General features: G+C 60.0%; 18 protein-coding genes. 1 reads left to right on the forward strand and 17 read right to left on the reverse strand.

The window, feature by feature from the left end; translation table 11 throughout:
- Nucleotides 1–39: 39 nt before the first annotated feature.
- The 16 genes from ACYVI2_RS03620 to metE all read right to left on the reverse strand — a co-directional run bounded on the left by ACYVI2_RS03620 (nt 40) and on the right by metE (nt 15,849).
- Entirely contained in the window at nt 40–642 is a 603-nt protein-coding gene (locus ACYVI2_RS03620) for a hypothetical protein (RefSeq protein ID WP_415817817.1), read from the reverse strand.
- Nucleotides 639–2,009 carry a hypothetical protein gene (locus tag ACYVI2_RS03625; protein ID WP_415817816.1) on the reverse strand — a complete coding sequence of 457 codons (1,371 nt, stop codon included), beginning with the start codon at nt 2,007–2,009 and terminating at the stop codon, nt 639–641. The genes ACYVI2_RS03620 and ACYVI2_RS03625 overlap by 4 nt, the downstream gene beginning before the upstream one ends.
- The gene (locus ACYVI2_RS03630) at nt 2,006–2,263 is read right to left on the reverse strand and encodes a hypothetical protein (RefSeq protein WP_415817814.1); all 258 of its coding nucleotides are present in this window, start codon (nt 2,261–2,263) and stop codon (nt 2,006–2,008) included. The genes ACYVI2_RS03625 and ACYVI2_RS03630 overlap by 4 nt, the downstream gene beginning before the upstream one ends.
- Before the next feature lie 186 nt (nt 2,264–2,449).
- A complete protein-coding gene (locus ACYVI2_RS03635; RefSeq protein WP_415817812.1) occupies nt 2,450–2,581 on the reverse strand; it encodes an entericidin A/B family lipoprotein in 132 nt (43 codons plus the stop codon).
- Between the two features lie 104 nt (nt 2,582–2,685).
- Complete coding sequence (locus ACYVI2_RS03640) at nt 2,686–3,381, reverse strand: fumarylacetoacetate hydrolase family protein (RefSeq protein ID WP_415817810.1); 696 nt, start codon at nt 3,379–3,381, stop codon at nt 2,686–2,688.
- Between the two features lie 38 nt (nt 3,382–3,419).
- A complete protein-coding gene (gene ppa, locus ACYVI2_RS03645; RefSeq protein WP_415806543.1) occupies nt 3,420–3,950 on the reverse strand; it encodes an inorganic diphosphatase in 531 nt (176 codons plus the stop codon).
- Between the two features lie 3 nt (nt 3,951–3,953).
- Nucleotides 3,954–5,570, reverse strand: coding sequence for a heme biosynthesis HemY N-terminal domain-containing protein (locus ACYVI2_RS03650; protein ID WP_460490265.1), 1,617 nt, complete (start codon nt 5,568–5,570; stop codon nt 3,954–3,956).
- A 3-nt stretch (nt 5,571–5,573) separates the two neighbouring features.
- A complete protein-coding gene (locus ACYVI2_RS03655) occupies nt 5,574–6,770 on the reverse strand; it encodes a uroporphyrinogen-III C-methyltransferase (protein ID WP_415817806.1) in 1,197 nt (398 codons plus the stop codon).
- Between the two features lie 37 nt (nt 6,771–6,807).
- Entirely contained in the window at nt 6,808–7,599 is a 792-nt protein-coding gene (locus ACYVI2_RS03660) for a uroporphyrinogen-III synthase (protein WP_415817804.1), read from the reverse strand.
- A gap of 107 nt (nt 7,600–7,706) precedes the next feature.
- Entirely contained in the window at nt 7,707–8,648 is a 942-nt protein-coding gene (gene hemC, locus ACYVI2_RS03665; protein WP_415817802.1) for a hydroxymethylbilane synthase, read from the reverse strand.
- A gap of 110 nt (nt 8,649–8,758) precedes the next feature.
- Nucleotides 8,759–9,478 (reverse strand): TerC family protein, encoded by a 720-nt coding sequence (locus ACYVI2_RS03670; protein ID WP_415817800.1) that lies wholly within the window; start codon nt 9,476–9,478, stop codon nt 8,759–8,761.
- 272 nt (nt 9,479–9,750) lie between these two features.
- The gene (locus tag ACYVI2_RS03675; protein ID WP_415817798.1) at nt 9,751–10,458 is read right to left on the reverse strand and encodes a TerC family protein; all 708 of its coding nucleotides are present in this window, start codon (nt 10,456–10,458) and stop codon (nt 9,751–9,753) included.
- A gap of 268 nt (nt 10,459–10,726) precedes the next feature.
- Nucleotides 10,727–11,608: a succinate--CoA ligase subunit alpha gene (gene sucD, locus ACYVI2_RS03680; RefSeq protein ID WP_415806536.1), complete on the reverse strand. Its 882-nt coding sequence runs from the start codon at nt 11,606–11,608 to the stop codon at nt 10,727–10,729.
- Between the two features lie 18 nt (nt 11,609–11,626).
- The gene (sucC, locus tag ACYVI2_RS03685) at nt 11,627–12,787 is read right to left on the reverse strand and encodes an ADP-forming succinate--CoA ligase subunit beta (protein ID WP_415817796.1); all 1,161 of its coding nucleotides are present in this window, start codon (nt 12,785–12,787) and stop codon (nt 11,627–11,629) included.
- 10 nt (nt 12,788–12,797) lie between these two features.
- Nucleotides 12,798–13,400, reverse strand: a complete 603-nt coding sequence (locus ACYVI2_RS03690; RefSeq protein ID WP_415817794.1) for a DUF2889 domain-containing protein — start codon at nt 13,398–13,400, stop codon at nt 12,798–12,800.
- A gap of 154 nt (nt 13,401–13,554) precedes the next feature.
- On the reverse strand, nt 13,555–15,849 hold the full coding sequence (metE, locus tag ACYVI2_RS03695) for a 5-methyltetrahydropteroyltriglutamate--homocysteine S-methyltransferase (RefSeq protein ID WP_415817792.1): 2,295 nt from the start codon (nt 15,847–15,849) through the stop codon (nt 13,555–13,557).
- 196 nt (nt 15,850–16,045) lie between these two features.
- Between metE and ACYVI2_RS03700 the strand changes: the two genes are divergently transcribed.
- Nucleotides 16,046–16,966: a LysR family transcriptional regulator gene (locus tag ACYVI2_RS03700; RefSeq protein ID WP_415817790.1), complete on the forward strand. Its 921-nt coding sequence runs from the start codon at nt 16,046–16,048 to the stop codon at nt 16,964–16,966.
- A gap of 68 nt (nt 16,967–17,034) precedes the next feature.
- Here the strand turns inward: ACYVI2_RS03700 and ACYVI2_RS03705 are convergent, their stop codons facing one another.
- The gene (locus tag ACYVI2_RS03705) at nt 17,035–17,649 is read right to left on the reverse strand and encodes an NADPH-dependent F420 reductase (RefSeq protein ID WP_415817788.1); all 615 of its coding nucleotides are present in this window, start codon (nt 17,647–17,649) and stop codon (nt 17,035–17,037) included.
- Nucleotides 17,650–17,738 lie beyond the last annotated feature (89 nt).

Here is a 17,738-nt window from a genome sequence, read left to right on the forward strand (position 1 = left end):
CAGAGCATTTTCCAACAGGCGTTCAATCCATACATCGTGTCAATGCTCCGTCAAACTGCTGCGTCCAGCGATGATGGCTCGTGTCGGCGCCAAGTCCTCCCATGCATTCAGCCAATCGGTCGACCACTCGTCCCGTCCCCACGGCGCGTCTACATGCCGCATACGACGCCGCAACGTGTCAGCAATACGGACTGAGCCTCGTGCCGCCTCCGCCCACCCTATTGAAGAACGTTGAATACGTTCGGACACTGCGGCATCATCGACACCATGCCCGGTGTCCGCCGCAACGACTGTATGTCGATGCACGGGCATCGAACCTGTATCACCGGCAATAAATGCCGGCGGCGTCACGGAATGATCAGTAGCATGTGCGCTACGCAACCCAGAATCGACATGAAGCCAATCGCGAGCCAGGATCTCGACCTGAGCATTTCCGATATCGCTTTTGCTCGGAACGAACCCATGATTTTCAGCATCGATGAACGCGGCAAGACGGCTAGACTGTGCCGCCTGCTGCCCACGCAGCAATACTGTCCCGACAGCAGCGACGCCGTGCATGAGTCCGCCTAGCAACACCAGAGCAAGCATCGCCTCGACCGCGGCTTGCCCCTGAGCAATGGAACGGTGCGACCGCCATTTCATGGCCGGCCCCTCGACACATCGTCAGGCAGCATGGGGCTCAATCGAGCTTGCCAATAGGGGCGAAATAAACTCGCGAGTTCGTTGTTGTCGTTACCGTGGGACGGTGGCTCGAAATAGGCCTGCGCTGCACTGTTGACCGTCACGAACTCGTCGGCGGCCAAGCCGTGATAGGCATACCGTGCAATCGGAGCCACTCGCGCATTCGCTGCCTGGGCCGTGATCAACGACGCGGCAGACTGACGCAACTGGACGGCAAACCGCAAGGGACGATACGCGATATCGTCATTCAGATCGTAATAGTCAGGGAGCCCACGACTGGCCCAATGCAATCCGCTGAACGAGGCGTAAGCCTTCGCCATAGGATTACTGCGGCCCGACAACAAGTCCCATGTTGTGTGCTCGTGTACCCAGCGCCAGAAATCCTGCTGAGCGAACCCATGCGGCGGCTGATCACTGATGTGTGGGTTCTTTTTCGATTGAGGACTATTGTCGCCCCACCCCATTGCGTATTCGCGGTAGTAGCAGCCTATCCAACGATTGGAACGCAAGGCATGAAACGACACGGTATCCCGTGCAGACCAACGTCCGTCTGCCTCTAGCCGGGTATTTCCCCGGCGCCGCAGTTCATGACGCTTGGCAGGACATTGGTCTTTCACGATCCAGTCATTACGACGAGTTTGATTGCGGCGCTGTAGAAAATCGTACCGTTGCGCCGCATGCTCGACCATGTTCCGCAGCGGGCCCTCTTGGCGCCCCGGATAGGATTGAACGTATCCCGGCAGGCCATCCGACAATAAAGCAAACTGCAACGGTCCATTCTCAAGCTCCCCTGCTCCGCTGCCATACTCTGGATAGTTCGCATGCAGAACGCGCCACATCGTCTGTTGGCGAGAATCCTTCATACTTTCCACGACGGAGACGGAGGCCTGCTGCAATATCTGATGCACCACGTCATCGTGCTGCTGAAATGCATGCGCTAATGCGGGCGCGATATCATCGGTCGCACGTGCCCGTGCGTACGCTTTCCCTACCGAGGCCCCAAAGAGCCTCGAGATCAACGTGGACGGAGGATTTCGCGAGGCTCGTTGTTGCGATTGTGTCTGCCCGTACTGAGCCCAGGAGGACAGGGTCACCAGGTGCGCCATCGCAACCTGATGCGCCACGTGAGCACGATTGATGTAGGCCAACATATTCAGGCTGCGCGCCTGCGCCACGGCGCCGCTATATGCCACGGCGTCTGCGGTATGCGTCAGACGTACGCGGGCACTCGCGGTCTGTCCTACGTTGTACAAGGCGATCCAGGCAATACTGCCCACGGAGACGAGCGCCAGGACCAGTGGCAATGCCTGGCCGCGTGCGCCCTTCATTTGGCGTGCCCCGTGAACGATTTCAACGTGCGCGTCTTGGTCTGTGTCGTGGACTTGTCCGCCGCCGACTGGGCTGTGCGCGACTCGGCAGTGCCGTCTTCGCCCGCGATTTCACGCACCATGGCTGCGGTTTGCGAGCGCACCACTTGACCAAATAACTGATAGACCGCAATGGCTGCCACCGCAACCAGCGCCACCACGATGATGTACTCAGTCATCCCCTGACCGCGCTGGCGGGAAATACGCTGGATCATGCCCGACCTCTCTTCAATCAACAGAGGCTGTAGTGTGAAACCTCGCAGAGATCCCGGCTATTCGTAGATGCCGAGGTGGGCAAAATCCTCACATCGCGTGGCACGCGCGATAAAACGAGCTGCTTGTTTTCGCTGCAACAACGACAACGGCCCCGGAGGGGCCGTTGTCGCAACAAGCATGAAGCTTTATTTTTCTGCAGCCGTGCTAATGGCTTGCCCGGCATCGGACATATCCTTGCCCATGCCTGCCATGGTGTTGCAGCCTTGCAGTACGACGCCAAATACGATCAGCGCCGTCAGCATGACTCGTCCGCGCATGATGAAACTCCGGAGAAAATACAGTCAGCACAAAGCCTCGAGCCAAGTCGTCCCGGCTTGGAGAGAATCAGCCCTAGGCGCCTGGCCGTGAAAGAGACTGACGATCAAGCAATACGCACGCGCAATTCGCCCAGACCCTCGACACCGCCCACGAGCTCATCGCCCTGAACGACAGCACCCACGCCCTCGGGGGTGCCGGTGAAGATCAGATCGCCGGCTTTCAACTCGAACAGGCTCGACAGATAAGCGATGCTCTCGGGAATGTTCCAGATCATCTGTGAAATGTCGCTGGACTGTTTGCGCTGGCCGTTGACGTCGAGCCAGATGGCGCCCTTTTCAAGGGTACCGACGACGCTGCGCGGATGGACGGGACCGATCGGCGCGGACAGGTCGTAGGCTTTGCCGACCTCCCAGGGGCGTCCTTGTTTTTTGGCTTCGCCCTGCAGATCGCGGCGGGTCATGTCCAGCCCTAAGGCGTAGCCCCACACGCATTCACCAGCCTGCTCGACGGAAATGTCTTTGCCGCCTTTGCCCAGCACGACGACCAGCTCCATTTCATAATGCAGGTTGCTGGTCTTGGGCGGATAAGGCGTGGCGCCGGTTTCACCGTCGGCGATCGACAGGATGGCGTCGTTGGGCTTGCTGAAGAAGAACGGGTCTTCGCGACCGGTGAAGCCCATTTCCTTGGCGTGCTCGGCGTAGTTACGGCCCACACAATAGATGCGGCGCACCGGAACCAACGCGCCGCTGCCGGCTACGGGCACGGCAACGGGCGGCGACGGAGGGAATACGTAGTCCATGTTCTCTTGACCTTCTTGAATGCGTGCCGGCATCGCCATCAGCCCTTGTTGTAGCGTTCGGCGCTGCGCACGATTTCTTCGCGAGCGGCGTCCACGCCTTTCCAGCCCTTGACTTTGACCCACTTGCCTTTTTCCAGGTCTTTGTAGTGTTCAAAGAAATGCTGGATACGGCTGATGTCCTCAGCCGGCAGGTCTTCGTATGACTTGATGTTGCGGTAAGGAGGATAGAGCTTGTCGACCGGCACGGCCAACAGTTTGGCGTCACCACCGCTCTCATCGTCCATTTCCAACACGCCCAACGCGCGGCAACGCACGACGGCGCCGACCTGAATCGGGAACGGGGTCAACACCAACACGTCGGCTGGGTCGCCATCCTCAGACAGGGTCTGAGGGATATAACCGTAGTTGCACGGATAGTGCATGGCGGTCAGCATGAAGCGATCCACGAATACGGCGCCGCTGTCTTTGTCGACCTCGTATTTGACCGGGTCGGCATTCATGGGGATTTCGATGATGACGTTAAAGTCTTCCGGCAGATTTTTGCCGGGAGAGACGCGATCGAGACTCATGGTTCAACCTTGTTTATCTGAAAGTGGAAGAGATTTTCCGTCATCCCGCTTATCCGATTTGCCTTGATCAGGCGAGGTGGATGGCGGGGTGTCGTAAGTAGGCTCCGGGGCATCGTACTCAGGCACGGGGATGGGTGCGCTGTCGAAGTAGTCTTCGATATCGATGTTGGACCGGGCAGGCGCGACAGCCGGAGGATCCGGCTCCAACGCGTTTGACGCCTCGCGCTCCAGGACGCGAGCATCAGGATCCAGCACATAGTCGGCCGGGACCGACAAGGGTGCGTCTTCGAGCTGAGACACAACTGGCACTGCGGCAACAGTTGCCTCCGGCGGATAGGTCGAGTATTCCCCCTCTGCATCCAGATGCAGAGGGTCGGCATCCGTATCGGCTGCAGGCAAGGCCGGATCGCCGGCCAGTACAGGCAATGCCATGGTCGCAACCGTCGCCAAGCGCCAATGGCGCACAGCGTCCGAGGGACGATCCAAACGGTCGTACAGGCTGCCGAGCAAGGCATGCGTGCGCGCATCGTTACGCAGCGCCAGGCTGCGCTGCAAATAGCGCTCGGCCTGCCCCCACAACTGGCCATTCAGGCACAACATTCCCAAGGCGCTCAACAGATCCGCATTGGTGGGACGCTTTTGCAGCCAACCCTCGGCTTTGGCAAGACGGCGAGGCACCTGGTCGGGCTCGCAACGCGCATAGGCATCCACCAAGGACGAGGTGAAGTGGACCGGGACGGCTGCCTCCAGGATGCGAGCAGCCTCGGCGGGCTCGCCCGCGGCCTCGAATGCCGTGGCGCCTGCCAGGGCAATTTCCGGCAAGACGCGCTCTTCGTTTTTGAGGTCTTTCCAGACGCTGCGCCAGGCTTCCGTACCGGAGGCCGCAGCAGCACGCAGTCGCGCTGCGCCCGATCGATCGATCAGGCCTTCGGCCTCGGTCTTGGACAGTGCATTGCGGCGCACCAGCCCACGTGCCAGCGTAAAGACACGGTCGTGATGATTCAGGGCCGCCTCGGCACGCAACAGCAGGCGCATCGTATGCAGATGACGGGCTCCGCCGTCCTGCAACGGCGTCAACACTGCCAAGGCGTCTTGCGCACGGCCTTGATCCAGCAGTTGATCTGCCGCAACGGTGGCGATAGCTTCTTGCAGGCCGGTATTGCCAGAGGCGTGCTCACGTGCGGAGTCCAGCAACTGGTCCCGGCGAGCAAACTCGCCCAGTCCATGTGCGGCGCGCGCCGCTGACAGCGCCGCCAACACTCGCCGGCTCTCGACACGAGTCTGCCCCAACAGCTTGGTCAGATTCTTCTCGGCATGAGAAAAGCGCCCTTCCAGGAGCTCTGTCCAGCCGCGTTCGAGCAGTACGTGATCACGAGCCTGGGCACGTTGACCGCGCCAGACACGCATACGATCCGGAATGGCCAACAACCAGGCCAGCAGGCGCAAGCCCACGTACAGCGCGACGAAAATACCCACCACCAGCAGCACGAACAGCGTCAACGACAGTTCAATGCGCCACGGCGACACCAGGAAAATAACGTTGCCGGTATGAGAGCGCAGCACCACCGCCAAAGCGACGGCGACGATAAGAAGCAGCAAAGTCCAGAACCAAGTACGCATGCGTTAGTCCTGTTTGGCTGGCGAATCAAACCCAGCGGCGCGCAAGGCGGCTACGCTGGCCAGACTGTCACCGACATCTGGCAAACGCACTGCGATATCGATGTTCTGCAGTTCATGCGTCAAACGCAACGCCGACTGAGTATCCACGGCACGGCCGTCGTAGTAAATGCTGAGCACGTTCTCGACGTTGGCGAGTTCGTTTTTCCAGACCTCGGGTTGACGCATCAGCATGGCCAATTGCGCCGTCATCAGGCGTTGACGCAAGGCGCCACGTACCTGTTCGGCTTGCTCGGAGGACAGCAACAATGCAGCCGGCTGATCGACGCGCTGCACGCTGATCAGGTCACCGAGCTCATGCGTCAAGGTGCTGCCGGCCCGGCCTGGCCAGGATGCGATCTCGGCACGCCAACGCTCCCACCACGCGGCATCTGCGGGCAATTGATGGCGAGGATCATCGGCCTGAGACTGGATCGGCGCGGTCGCCGGTTTGGGTTGCGTATCACTCGAGGCACCAGGGGCTGCGGCATCGGGGACTAGCAAAGGCGCCTTGGAAATCAGGCCCGCCAAACGATCGATGCGCGCGGTTTGCGCTGGAATATCGACGGTCGCAACGGCCCTGAGGCGATCGATATCGCCGTTGATGCTTTGTTGCAGACCGGCGAAAAGCGGACGAGCCGCCTGTGCCAGGCGTGTCTGCGCTGTTTCCAGCGCGACGATGGCGTTGTTGACATTGCCTGCCAAGCGCAATTGCTGATTCGCCAGCACCAAGAGGCGCTCGACGTCGTTGGCGAGGATCTCGTCTGTCGCACCGCCGCTGAAGGTTTCCCAGGCTTGCTGCAAATCGTTGTAGCGGGTCTTGGCTTCTTGGGCTTGTGCTTCCAGGCTGCGTACCTGGCCACTTTGCCCTTGAATGAGGGTCAAGGCTTCGCGCGCGTCTTTGCGGCCTTGCGCGACGGCGTCTTCCAATGTGGCCAAACGAGTCGCTATTTCACGGCCGGCCGCGTCGGCTTGCTTGCGCTGCAGCCATAGCGCCCACCCCAGGCCGACGGCCACTAGGAGCACGATAATCAGCGCCGCGCCCAATAAGCCTGCCCCACGGGACGACTTTTTAACCGGGGCGGATGCCGGTTTGGTGGGCGAAGCTGCGCCCGGAACTGCCGAATTGACGGCAGGTGCAGTGTCAGGTGTCTGGTCTGTCATGACGCGATTGTATTCGGTGAAATGCCAAAACTTCGATTCAAGCCGCAACAAAGGCCGCGAGGATCGCATCATCGGCCGGCAAGCAGATTTTTACCATTGCGTCCGTGACCTTGCCAGCGAGGCCTTGCTGCAGCCGCCGCGCCAGTGTGGGATGGGTCACGATAAAGTCGCAGGCGTACCACCAATCGGCGAGACCAGTCTCATCGATATGGGATTGGACGGCGGTCAGTCCTTCGCCGCTCGTCAGCAGCCACGTCGCTTTTTCCCTCTTTTGCGCCCATTTTCGCAGTTGCTCGACCGCAGACGACGGCCAGTTGGCCGGCTGGCGTTCATAAGCGGCATGCCGCCGTACCCGCGTCCCCATGGCCTCCAGTTGATCGGCCAGCCAATCCCGGCCCTGGGTGCCGCGTACCAATAACACCCTGTTGGGCAGGCGGTCTTGCGCACGCAAGACCTGCCACAGGGCTTCAGAATCATGGGTAGACGCATCGGGCGGCGGACAGAATACTGTTGTATTGGCGCAAAAACCTGGCGTTTCGCGCAACGCACGCGCGCTCGCCGGTCCCACCGTTGCGGCTGCGACGGCAGCGGGCCAGTCGGTCTGCCCCGCCAAGTCCCGCAGTTGCTTCAAATACGTCCGCGCCGCATGGCCGCTGACAAAGATGACTAGATCGAAGTCTTGCGGCAAAGGCAGATCTGTCGCGGTAACCGGCAAGGAGCGCAGTTCCAGGGCAGGCAGGTCCAGCGCCTGCCAACCGGCAGCGCCGAGCGCCTGCGCCAACGCGTCGTTACGGCCGGCAGGGCGAGTCAGAATGGCGATACGCGACATAGACACCCCTGTATGTATCCCGGAAGCTGGCTCCAGCAGCTATACGCTGCTGCCAAGCTCAGCCTTGAATCCGGACGTACCTCACAACAAACTGGCATGAGCCAGCCTCAGACGGCAGACGTGTCTTGCAAGGCAGCCAGAATGGCGGCCGCGCCCTTGGAGAGCAAGGCCTGAGCGACGGCTTCGCCGATCTGCTCGGCCTGCGCCACTGGCCCGGTCTGTTGGAAATGAATCACTTGTTTGCCATCGGGAGAGGCCACCAATGCTCGAAGCTCGACGTTATCGCCGTCGAGTACGGCATACGCCGCCAGAGGGACTTGGCATGAACCGCCCAGCGTCCGTGAGACAGCACGCTCGGCCAACACGCAAGCCGTGGTGCGCGCGCACACGAGAGGAGCCAGCCAGGCACGCAGATCATCACGATCGTCGCGGATTTCAATGCCTAGCGCGCCCTGCCCGGCTGCCGGCAGGCTGTCGACAGGATCCAGCAGGCTGCGGATGCGGTGACCCAGATCCAGGCGTTGCAGACCGGCCGCAGCCAGCACGATCGCGGCGTAATCGCCCTGATCGAGTTTGCCCAGGCGGGTATCCAGATTGCCACGCAACGGCTTGATCTGCAGATGAGGATAGCGTTGCCGGATCTGCGACTCCCGCCGCAGGCTGGAGGTGCCAACGACGGCCCCAGCCGGCAGGTCGGCCAAGGTCGCATAGTCATTGGAAACAAAAGCGTCGCGAGGGTCGGCTCGCTCGAGCACAGCGCACAATTCGAATGGCGCCTGCAAGTCGACCGGGACGTCTTTGAGTGAATGAACCGCCAAATCGGCCCGCCCATCGAGCAAGGCCGTTTCGAGCTCTTTGACAAAGAGCCCTTTGCCGCCGACTTTGGACAAGGTGCGATCCAGTATCTGGTCGCCCCGTGTGGTCAGCGTCAGCAATTCGACGGAACAATTGGGGTAGACAGCGCGCAACCGATCGCGCACATGCTCGGCTTGCCACAGGGCAAGCCGGCTGGCGCGGGTCGCGATAACGAGGCGTTGCGGTGCAGACACGGGCAGGTTAATTGCCCAGGCTGGAAAAGATCACCGTGGCGATCACCCCGATGATGGCCAGTATTGCCAGGCCTTGCAGCAGGCTCAGGCCGGATTCGGGGTTGTCGCTTTTACGCAGACTCATGAGTAGATTCCTTGGAGGCAGTTTTACGGCTAGCAAGCCACCGCCCAAGACCCACAACAATCAATGCGCCGATGACTTCTGCAGCGATTTTAACCGCAGTAGGCTGAGGGCCGAATTGATTTTCGACAACAACGTCGGTAACTACCATGCCGCCAGCGATCCAGCCCAGCAATGCGGCGCCCAATGTAATGACCAAAGGATAGCGGTCAATCAGCTTGAGCACGAGGGTGCTGCCCCAGATGATGATAGGCACACTGACGACCAGGCCAAATACCACCAGACCAATTTGGTGGCCTTCGTGCGCGTTCTGCGCGGCGCCGGCAATGGCGATGACGTTATCGAGGCTCATGACAAAGTCGGCCACGATGATGGTTTTCACGGCAGCGGCAATAGAGGTGCTGCCCTTGATGTTGTCGTGTCCGTCGTCCTCGGGAATGAGGAGTTTGACGCCGATCCAGACCAGAAGCAGACCGCCCACGACCTTGAGGAAGGGGATGGCCAGAAGCGTCAGGGCGAATGCGATGAGCACGACGCGCAGGATGATTGCACCGGCCGTACCCCACAAAATCCCCTGCATGCGTTGTTTGGGCGCCAGATTGCGGCAAGCCAGCGCAATCACGACGGCATTATCGCCACCCAACAGGATGTCGATAAGAATGATTTGGAATACTGCAGCCCAGCTTATTGTTTGTAGAAACTCTAACACTTGCGATCCCCCTCGGAATGACAATTTGGATGGCAACGGCTGATCATGAATCGGACGTTACCAGCCCCACGTCGACACCTTCCCCGATGCGCCTGCGGCTTGGTCCCTGTGCTTGGGACTCGTTGCCTGTGATGACTTGGCGGGAAAAAAGCCCCCACGCCGCACCTTCGGCTTGCTACCCCCCACGGGAGCATTTGCCTTGAAGCGGCCCGGCGGCAAAAAACTGCCGCGTCAAAACGCGGCAGTCGTCGTGCCAAAACGCGTATTGTAGTTCAGCTTTGTGTCAGTACCTGGCGTCGAGAAAGTAAAATTTTCCCAATCAGCAAAACCAGGGCTGCACCCACGACACCGGAGATCAATGCCAACTGATGCTCAGTCAGGCCCAAGGCGCTGTCAATACGGATCACGGAATCGTGCAAGGCAGGGTCGCCTACCAACAGCTCGCCAGCAATGAAGCCGAGCAGTGCCGCTCCGACCCAGACGATCAACGGGAAACGCTCAATCACCTTCAATAACAAGGTGCTACCAAAGATAACCAACGGGATGCTGATGGCCAACCCTACGACCAGCAGGGTGGTATCGCCCATTGCAGCGGCGGCAACCGCCACGACGTTGTCCAGGCTCATCACCAAGTCGGCAATCATGATGGTGCGAATCGCCGACAGCAAGGTGCCATGCTGCTTGCCATCACCGTCCTCGTCGCCCTCGGGCAACAGGAGTGTCACACCGATATAGACCAACAACAGTGCGCCGATGAGCTTGAGCCACGGCAGCAACAGGAGCTTGGCGGCAACCAGCGTCAACACGATACGCATGATGATCGCGGCCGCTGAACCGATCGTGATCGCCTTTTTTTGCTGCTCTGCGGGCAGTGAGCGCGCGGCGAGTGCAATCACTACGGCGTTATCGCCGGATAACAGGATGTTGACCCAAATAATCTGTAGTAGGGCAATCCAAAATGCTGCTGATGTAAGTTCCATTCCTCTCTTTCCTAGCGATCCCCTAGGTGTGAGTTGATGCTTTTGTTTGTTGCGTACGGGTCGCGGCCATCTTGGTAGTTGCGAGCTGGGGAGTGGCCGTTGCCGGATGCCGAGCGCTCTTGGCGCCTGACGATTTTTATAGGGGTGTACGCGTAATACCGGCTCGTTATTATATTTTGCAAAACGGGTGCGACAACACCATCGACGCCCCGACGGTAAAAAGCCCGCCAAACCAGGCGGGCTTTTTACACTGCGAAACGTCAGGCTGTTACAGCACGGACTTCAGCAGTTTGCCCATCTCGGAGGGGTTGCGCGTGGTACGGATACCGCATGCTTCCATGACTTCGAGTTTGGCATCCGCCGTGTCGGCACCGCCCGAGATCAACGCACCGGCGTGGCCCATGCGTTTTCCCGGAGGCGCCGTGACGCCGGCGATGAAGCCGACCACGGGTTTCTTCATGTTGTCTTTCGCCCATTGTGCGGCGTTGACTTCGTCCGGACCACCGATTTCACCGATCATGATGACGGCGTCGGTATCGGGATCGTCGTTGAACAGCTTGAGCACATCGACGTGCTTCAGGCCGTTGATGGGGTCGCCACCGATACCGACGGCGCTGGATTGGCCCAAGCCCAGTTCGGTGACTTGACCGACAGCTTCGTACGTCAGCGTGCCGGAGCGGCTGACGATACCGATGCGGCCCTTGCGGTGAATGTGACCGGGCATGATGCCGATCTTGATTTCATCGGGGGTGATCAGGCCGGGGCAGTTCGGGCCCAACAGCAGGGTCTTGCTGTTCATGGCCTTCATGCGGTTTTTGACTTCCAGCATGTCACGGACCGGGATGCCTTCGGTGATGCAGATGACCAGATCCAGTTCGGCCTCGACGGCTTCCCAGATGGCGGCGGCAGCGCCGGCGGGCGGCACGTAGATGACCGAAACGGTGGCGCCGGTTTCGCTCTTGGCGTCTTTCACGCTACCGAAAATGGGCACGCCTTCGAAGTCCTCGCCGGCACGCTTGGGGTTGACGCCGGCCACGAAGGCGGCTTTGCCATTGGCGTATTCACGGCACATACGGGTGTGGAACTGGCCCGTCTTGCCCGTGATGCCCTGGGTGATGACTTTGGTGTCCTTGTTGATCAGAATCGACATTTGTGAATCCTTGGCAATTTATTTAACGGCGGCTACGACGCGGGTGGCCGCTTCGGCCATGGTGTCGGCGCTGATGATGGGCAGCCCCGAGTCGGCCAGCATTTTCTTGCCCAGTTCTTCGTTGGTGCCCTTCATGCGGACGACCAGCGGTACGTTGAGGTTGACGGCCTTGCAAGCAGCGATCACGCCTTCGGCGATGACGTCGCAGCGCATGATACCGCCGAAGATGTTGACCAGAATGGCCTGCACGCCCTTGTTCTTGAGCATGATCTTGAAGGCTTCGGTGACCTTTTCAGCGGTCGCGCCGCCGCCAACGTCCAGGAAGTTGGCCGGCTCACCGCCAAACAGCTTGATGGTGTCCATGGTCGCCATGGCCAGGCCAGCACCATTGACCAGGCAGCCGATGTTGCCGTCGAGCTGGATGTAGGCCAGGTCGAACTTGCTGGCTTCGACTTCTGCGGGATCTTCTTCGTCCAGGTCGCGGTAGGCGACGATTTCCGGGTGACGGAACAAGGCGTTCGGGTCGAAGTTGAACTTGGCGTCCAGGGCGATGATGTTGCCCTTGCTGTCACGGTTCAACGGGTTGATTTCGACCAGCGACGCGTCGGTGTCCATGTAGCACTTGTAGAGCTTCTGGAACACGTCGGCGGCTTGGTCGGCCGAGCCGTCGGTCAAGCCGATGGCCTGGGCGACCTGCTTGGCTTGCTCGAGCGACAGACCGGTTTGCGGGTCGATGTATTCAGTAATGATTTTTTCGGGCGTCGAGTGAGCGACTTCCTCGATGTCCATGCCGCCTTCGCTGGAAGCGATGATGGCGACTTTCTGCGTGGCACGGTCAGTGACCAGCGACACGTAGTATTCCTTTTGAATGTCGGCGCCGTCTTCGATGTACAGGCGATTGACCTTTTGGCCTTCCGGACCGGTCTGGTGCGTGACCAATTGCATGCCCAGGATCTCGCCGGCCAGCTTGCGCACGTCGTCAATCGAACGGGCGAGCTTCACGCCGCCGCCCTTGCCACGGCCACCAGCATGGATCTGTGCCTTGACGACCCATACCGGTCCGCCCAGCTTTTCAGCGGCAGCCACAGCCTCGTCGACGGAAAATGCGGGGATCCCGCGCGGCACAGGCACGCCAAATTGCTTTAGCAGTTCCTTGCCTTGATACTCGTGGATTTTCATGTGTTACCTGTCAGGACGAATGAGAAAAAGAGGGAGAATCGGAATTTGCGCCCGCTGACGCCTCAGCGCTATCCCCGGTGTACCACTTGGGATAATGCTCAAGCACCACCGGGCCGTCAGTGCGCAAGGCATGACAGCCATCCAGCTGAAATGGGCGGATATCCGGATTGCTGTTCTGGCGCCGCCGGTTGGCCATGGATTGGACTGCCGCGGTGGGCAGCACCTGCGAAAGCTCGGTCATGTGCGTACAGCCTGCCGTACGACCAAAGCGCTCCTTGACCTGGCGCCGAAACCCTTTGAGCAGGTTCATGCCCACCAAGCCCGCATAGGCGGCGTCGATGTCCATGCAGTGCTGTTCGTAGGGTGCCGCGTCATAAGCCGCCTGGGCTGCCACTATGGTAAACGCGTCATCGATGGTGATGCGCAGATGCATGTGGTGAATATGGCGGCCTGCTTTGAAAAATTCCCCGTTGCTCTTGGGGAAATCATAGGACTTGAAGTCAATGAGCTCAGCTTCGATATCCCACAAACCATCCTCGCGCCCGTAGGACTGCACGCGTATGGAACGCGTGTGCAAAGGATGGCGAGGAACTGTCGACGGTGGCAAGGGCATTAAGGGGCCTGCACTTCAAAGTCTTTGACGCAAAGCAGCAAATCCAGGGAAGTATAACGCAGGGCTCGAGGAAACGCCGCTTCCCCTCTCCCCCGCCCACCACGCTCCCAGGGGCGGCCGGGCTACCGGCCTCCTGGGTGTAAAGCGGGACGGATCAGGCCGCACGCAGCGCGCGGGCCGCCTCAACCATTCCCACCAGCGCGGCCTCGGTTTCCGGCCATGCGCGGGTCTTCAGGCCGCAATCGGGATTGACCCAAAGGCGCTCGCTCGGCAGGCGCGACGCCGCCTTGCGCATCAGGCCGACCATCCAGTCCACGTCCGGCACGTTGGGCGAGTGAATGTCGTACACACCCGGGCCGATATCGTTCGGATAACGGAAATCCTCGAAGGCTTTCAGCAGCTCCATATTCGACCGCGAGGTCTCAATGGTGATGACGTCGGCATCCATCGCGGCGATGGATTCGATGATGTCATTGAACTCGGCATAGCACATGTGAGTGTGAATCTGCGTGTCCGCTGCCACGCCGGCAGTCGACAGGCGGAAGCAATCCACCGCCCAATCCAGATAGGCCTGCCAGTCGCCGCGACGCAGCGGTAGCCCCTCGCGGATGGCGGGTTCGTCGATCTGGATGACTCGCACGCCGGCCGCCTCGAGATCAACGACCTCGTCGCGCAGCGCCAGCGCCAACTGGCGGCAGGTCTGCTCACGAGGTTGGTCATCGCGCACAAACGACCATTGCAGAATCGTCACCGGGCCGGTCAGCATGCCCTTGACGGGTTTGTCGGTCAGCGACTGCGCGTACGAGGACCAGCCGACGGTCATCGGCGCAGGACGAGCGACGTCACCGAAAATGATCGGCGGCTTGACGCAACGCGAGCCATAGCTCTGCACCCAACCGTTGCGGGTAAAGGCAAACCCGGCCAGCAGCTCGCCAAAATATTCGACCATGTCGTTACGCTCAGGCTCGCCGTGCACCAGCACGTCCAGGCCGATTTTTTCCTGAAAGCGGATGACGGCCTCGATTTCCTTGCGGATCGCTGCCTCGTAGGCGGCATCGCTCAGCACGCCGGACTTCCAGTCACGACGCAAGGCGCGGATTTCGGCCGTCTGCGGGAACGAACCAATAGTGGTCGTCGGAAATGCGGGCAGTTTCAGCAACTGCTGTTGCTGTGCAATACGGTCTGCAAACGGCGCACGGTCACGGGTGACTTTGGTGGCGTCAGTCATGCGGCGAATGACAGCGGGATTGTGAATGCGGGGCGATTCACTGCGTGCCTTGAGCGCGGCGCGCTGGGTTGCCAAGGCCGAGCTGACTTCAGCCGTCTCGGCATGATCCAATGCCCGGCCGAGCAGACTCAGCTCGTCGAGCTTTTGCGCGGCAAAGGATAGCCAGCTTTTTAGTTCGGCATCCAGATCTGTTTCATTTGCCAAGTCCACCGGTACGTGCAGCAAAGAACACGACGGCGCCAGCCACAGGCGATCCCCCAATTGTTGGCGAACCGGCGCCAACGCGGCCAGCGCGGCATCCAAATCGGTGCGCCAGATGTTGCGGCCGTCGATCACGCCGGCAGACAGCACCTGGTCTGGACGCAGCGCGGCAGCGATGGACTGCAACTGATCAGGCGCGCGCACCAGATCGATATGCAAGCCGGCAACGGGCAACGCCAAAGCAGTTTCCTGATTGTCCTGCAGACCGCCAAAATAGGTCGCCAGCAACAGTTGGACAGGCGCCTGCGCCAGACGCGCATACACCGTGCGATAGGCGTCACGCCAGGCTTGCGGCAGATCCAGCACAAGAATCGGCTCGTCGATTTGCACCCATTGCACGCCCTGCTGTGCCAGGCGCGCCAATACCTCGGCATAGACCGGCAGCAGCGCGTCCAGCAATTGCAGTTTGGCAGCGTCTCCGGTCCCATCGGTAAACGCATCGCCCTTGCCCAGCCACAGCCAGGTCAATGGGCCCGGAATGACGGGCTTGACTTGATGGCCGAGGGCTTGAGCTTCCTTGACCTGATCGAATAGATACTCACGCGCGATGCGGAATGTCTGGCCGGGAACCAGTTCCGGCACGATGTAGTGATAGTTGGTATCGAACCATTTGGTCATTTCGCAGGCCGCGGTAGGCGTGCCCGATGGCGCGCGCCCGCGCCCCATGCGAAACAGCGTATCCAGCGTCACAGGCTGATCATCGGCCTGGCCAAAACGCGCCGGCACCGCGCCCAGCAGCGTGGTCCATTCCAGGACATGGTCATACCACGCGAAATCGCCTACCGGCACGAATTGAACGCCCGTCGACGCCTGGCGCTGCCAATGCGCGGCACGCAGCTCGCGGCCTGTTTGCGCTAGATCCCCTGCGGCCTGCTTGCCTGCCCAATAGGCCTCGACCGCGCGCTTGAGCTCACGCTGCGCGCCAATACGGGGAAAGCCCAAATTATGAATTATGGTCATATAAATATCCGATTCAACAAATTTCATTCAACTCTGATGCTATTCTGCCTTTAACTTAATTTGCGTCAAAATCAATCTCAACATACATTTATTGAAAATTTCTCATATAAATAAATTGAGTGTGATTCATGTTGGTCCATCCGCAACCTCGCTACGCTCATATTTTTTATCCACCCTCCCCTGATACGCCTGATCCATGCTCGAAATCCGTCATCTAGAAACCCTCTCGGCGATCCGCGACGGAGGCAGTCTGCAAGAAGCCGCCGATCGACTGCACCTGACGCAGTCGGCGCTATCTCATCAACTGCGGGATCTGGAAACCCGTCTGGGTACCCCTTTGCTCAATCGCCGTACCCGCCCGGCTCGCCTGACAACAGCGGGGCTGCGGGTGCTGGCGCTGGCCGATGAAGTCTTGCCGCAAATCCGAGCCACCGAACGGGAGTTGCAGCGGCTGGCGGCGGGCCGCACGGGGCGGCTGCATCTGGCGATCGATTGCCATTCATGTTTTCAATGGCTCATGCCGAGCATGGACGCATTTCGAGGCCAATGGCCGGATGTCGCGCTGGATCTGTCGGCCGCGTTTTCGTTTGCCCCCCTGCCCGCGCTGGTACGGGGGGATCTGGATCTGGTGATTACCTCGGATCCACAGCAACTCGAAGCGGTGGAATACCTGCCCTTATTCAAATACGAGCTGGTATTGGCTGTATCCGAGTCGCATCCTTTGGCTGCCAGCAAACATATCGCGCCCGAACAATTGGCTGATCAGATCCTCATCACTTATCCTGTGGATCGGCAACGGCTGGATGTCTTTACGACATTTCTGGATCCCGCCGACGTGGAGCCGGCCGCGGTACGCAAGGCAGAACTGACCCCCATCATTGTGCAACTCGTCGCCAGCAACCGCGGAGTGACTGCACTGCCTAATTGGGCACTGACAGAATATTTGCATCAAGGCTGGCTGCGGTTGTGCCACCTGGGTCCGCAAGGAGTATGGCGTACGTTGTACGCAGCCGTACGCACCGAGGACATCGACGCGCCTTACATTAATGATTTCCTGGCAATCGCACGAGAGACGTGCTTTAAAACCCTGGATGGGATACGGTCAGTGAAAGTCTGAATGGATCAAAAAATAATACCCCCACGCTGCGCCTTCGGCTTGCTGCCCCAAGGATTGGGGCGCGGTTGTCAACCAAACTGCACCAGTTCTAGCGAGGGCAGCGGCCCACCTGGGAACTGCGTCATGCGTCCACCCACGGCCAGCGTGCCAAGATCGATACCCGCGAAGCCCAACTGATCGATCAACGCACTGACCTGCGCCTTGGCATGGGCATCGTCGCCAGCAAAGAACAGAACGCGTCGCCCTCCGCGCTCCGCTGGATCGGCGAAGAGCAGTTGGGGACGTAGATGATTGAACGCCTTCACAACGCGCGCGCCCGGTACCAGATCGGCGAATGACTGGCTCGATGTGCGGCCATGAAGGTCGATGGGCTTGAACAGCGGTGCCTCGATCGGATTATTAGCATCGATAACAATGCGCCCCTCGAAATCCGGCAGCCCGGCCAGGGCACCTGGCAACTTCGACCAGTTCACCGCGACCAACACGATGGCCTGCGCGGCCGCTTCCTCTCGTGTGCCGGCGCGTATGCTGAGACCAATGCTCTGTACCAGCGCTTGCAGACTCTCCGGCCCGCGGCTGTTCGACAGGACGGCCGGGATACTGCAGCGTGCCAGCGCGCGCGCGAATGCCGCGCCGATATGACCCGCACCGATGATGCCGATGGAAGGAAGCGGCGTGTTCATGATGAATGTCCTCGACCGAAGATGAAGTTATGTCTGATGACGAAGATCGGCTTTGCAGTCGTGTGGAGCGGGCCAACGAGCCCACTCCA

The sequence above is a fragment of the Bordetella tumbae genome, from assembly GCF_054780995.1.

Bases quoted from the DNA above. Each gene is read 5' to 3' on its own strand.
- ACYVI2_RS03625 (WP_415817816.1), bottom strand. From the start codon at position 2,009: ATGAAGGGCGCACGCGGCCAGGCATTGCCACTGGTCCTGGCGCTCGTC.
- ACYVI2_RS03660 (WP_415817804.1), bottom strand. From the start codon at position 7,599: ATGTCGCGTATCGCCATTCTGACTCGCCCTGCCGGCCGTAACGACGCG.
- ACYVI2_RS03630 (WP_415817814.1), bottom strand. From the start codon at position 2,263: ATGATCCAGCGTATTTCCCGCCAGCGCGGTCAGGGGATGACTGAGTAC.
- sucC (WP_415817796.1), bottom strand. From the start codon at position 12,787: ATGAAAATCCACGAGTATCAAGGCAAGGAACTGCTAAAGCAATTTGGC.
- ACYVI2_RS03650 (WP_460490265.1), bottom strand. From the start codon at position 5,570: ATGCGTACTTGGTTCTGGACTTTGCTGCTTCTTATCGTCGCCGTCGCT.
- ACYVI2_RS03690 (WP_415817794.1), bottom strand. From the start codon at position 13,400: ATGCCCTTGCCACCGTCGACAGTTCCTCGCCATCCTTTGCACACGCGT.
- ACYVI2_RS03655 (WP_415817806.1), bottom strand. From the start codon at position 6,770: ATGACAGACCAGACACCTGACACTGCACCTGCCGTCAATTCGGCAGTT.
- ACYVI2_RS03700 (WP_415817790.1), top strand. From the start codon at position 16,046: ATGCTCGAAATCCGTCATCTAGAAACCCTCTCGGCGATCCGCGACGGA.
- ACYVI2_RS03635 (WP_415817812.1), bottom strand. From the start codon at position 2,581: ATGCGCGGACGAGTCATGCTGACGGCGCTGATCGTATTTGGCGTCGTA.
- ppa (WP_415806543.1), bottom strand. From the start codon at position 3,950: ATGAGTCTCGATCGCGTCTCTCCCGGCAAAAATCTGCCGGAAGACTTT.
- metE (WP_415817792.1), bottom strand. From the start codon at position 15,849: ATGACCATAATTCATAATTTGGGCTTTCCCCGTATTGGCGCGCAGCGT.
- sucD (WP_415806536.1), bottom strand. From the start codon at position 11,608: ATGTCGATTCTGATCAACAAGGACACCAAAGTCATCACCCAGGGCATC.
- ACYVI2_RS03640 (WP_415817810.1), bottom strand. From the start codon at position 3,381: ATGGACTACGTATTCCCTCCGTCGCCGCCCGTTGCCGTGCCCGTAGCC.
- ACYVI2_RS03675 (WP_415817798.1), bottom strand. From the start codon at position 10,458: ATGGAACTTACATCAGCAGCATTTTGGATTGCCCTACTACAGATTATT.
- ACYVI2_RS03620 (WP_415817817.1), bottom strand. From the start codon at position 642: ATGAAATGGCGGTCGCACCGTTCCATTGCTCAGGGGCAAGCCGCGGTC.
- ACYVI2_RS03705 (WP_415817788.1), bottom strand. From the start codon at position 17,649: ATGAACACGCCGCTTCCTTCCATCGGCATCATCGGTGCGGGTCATATC.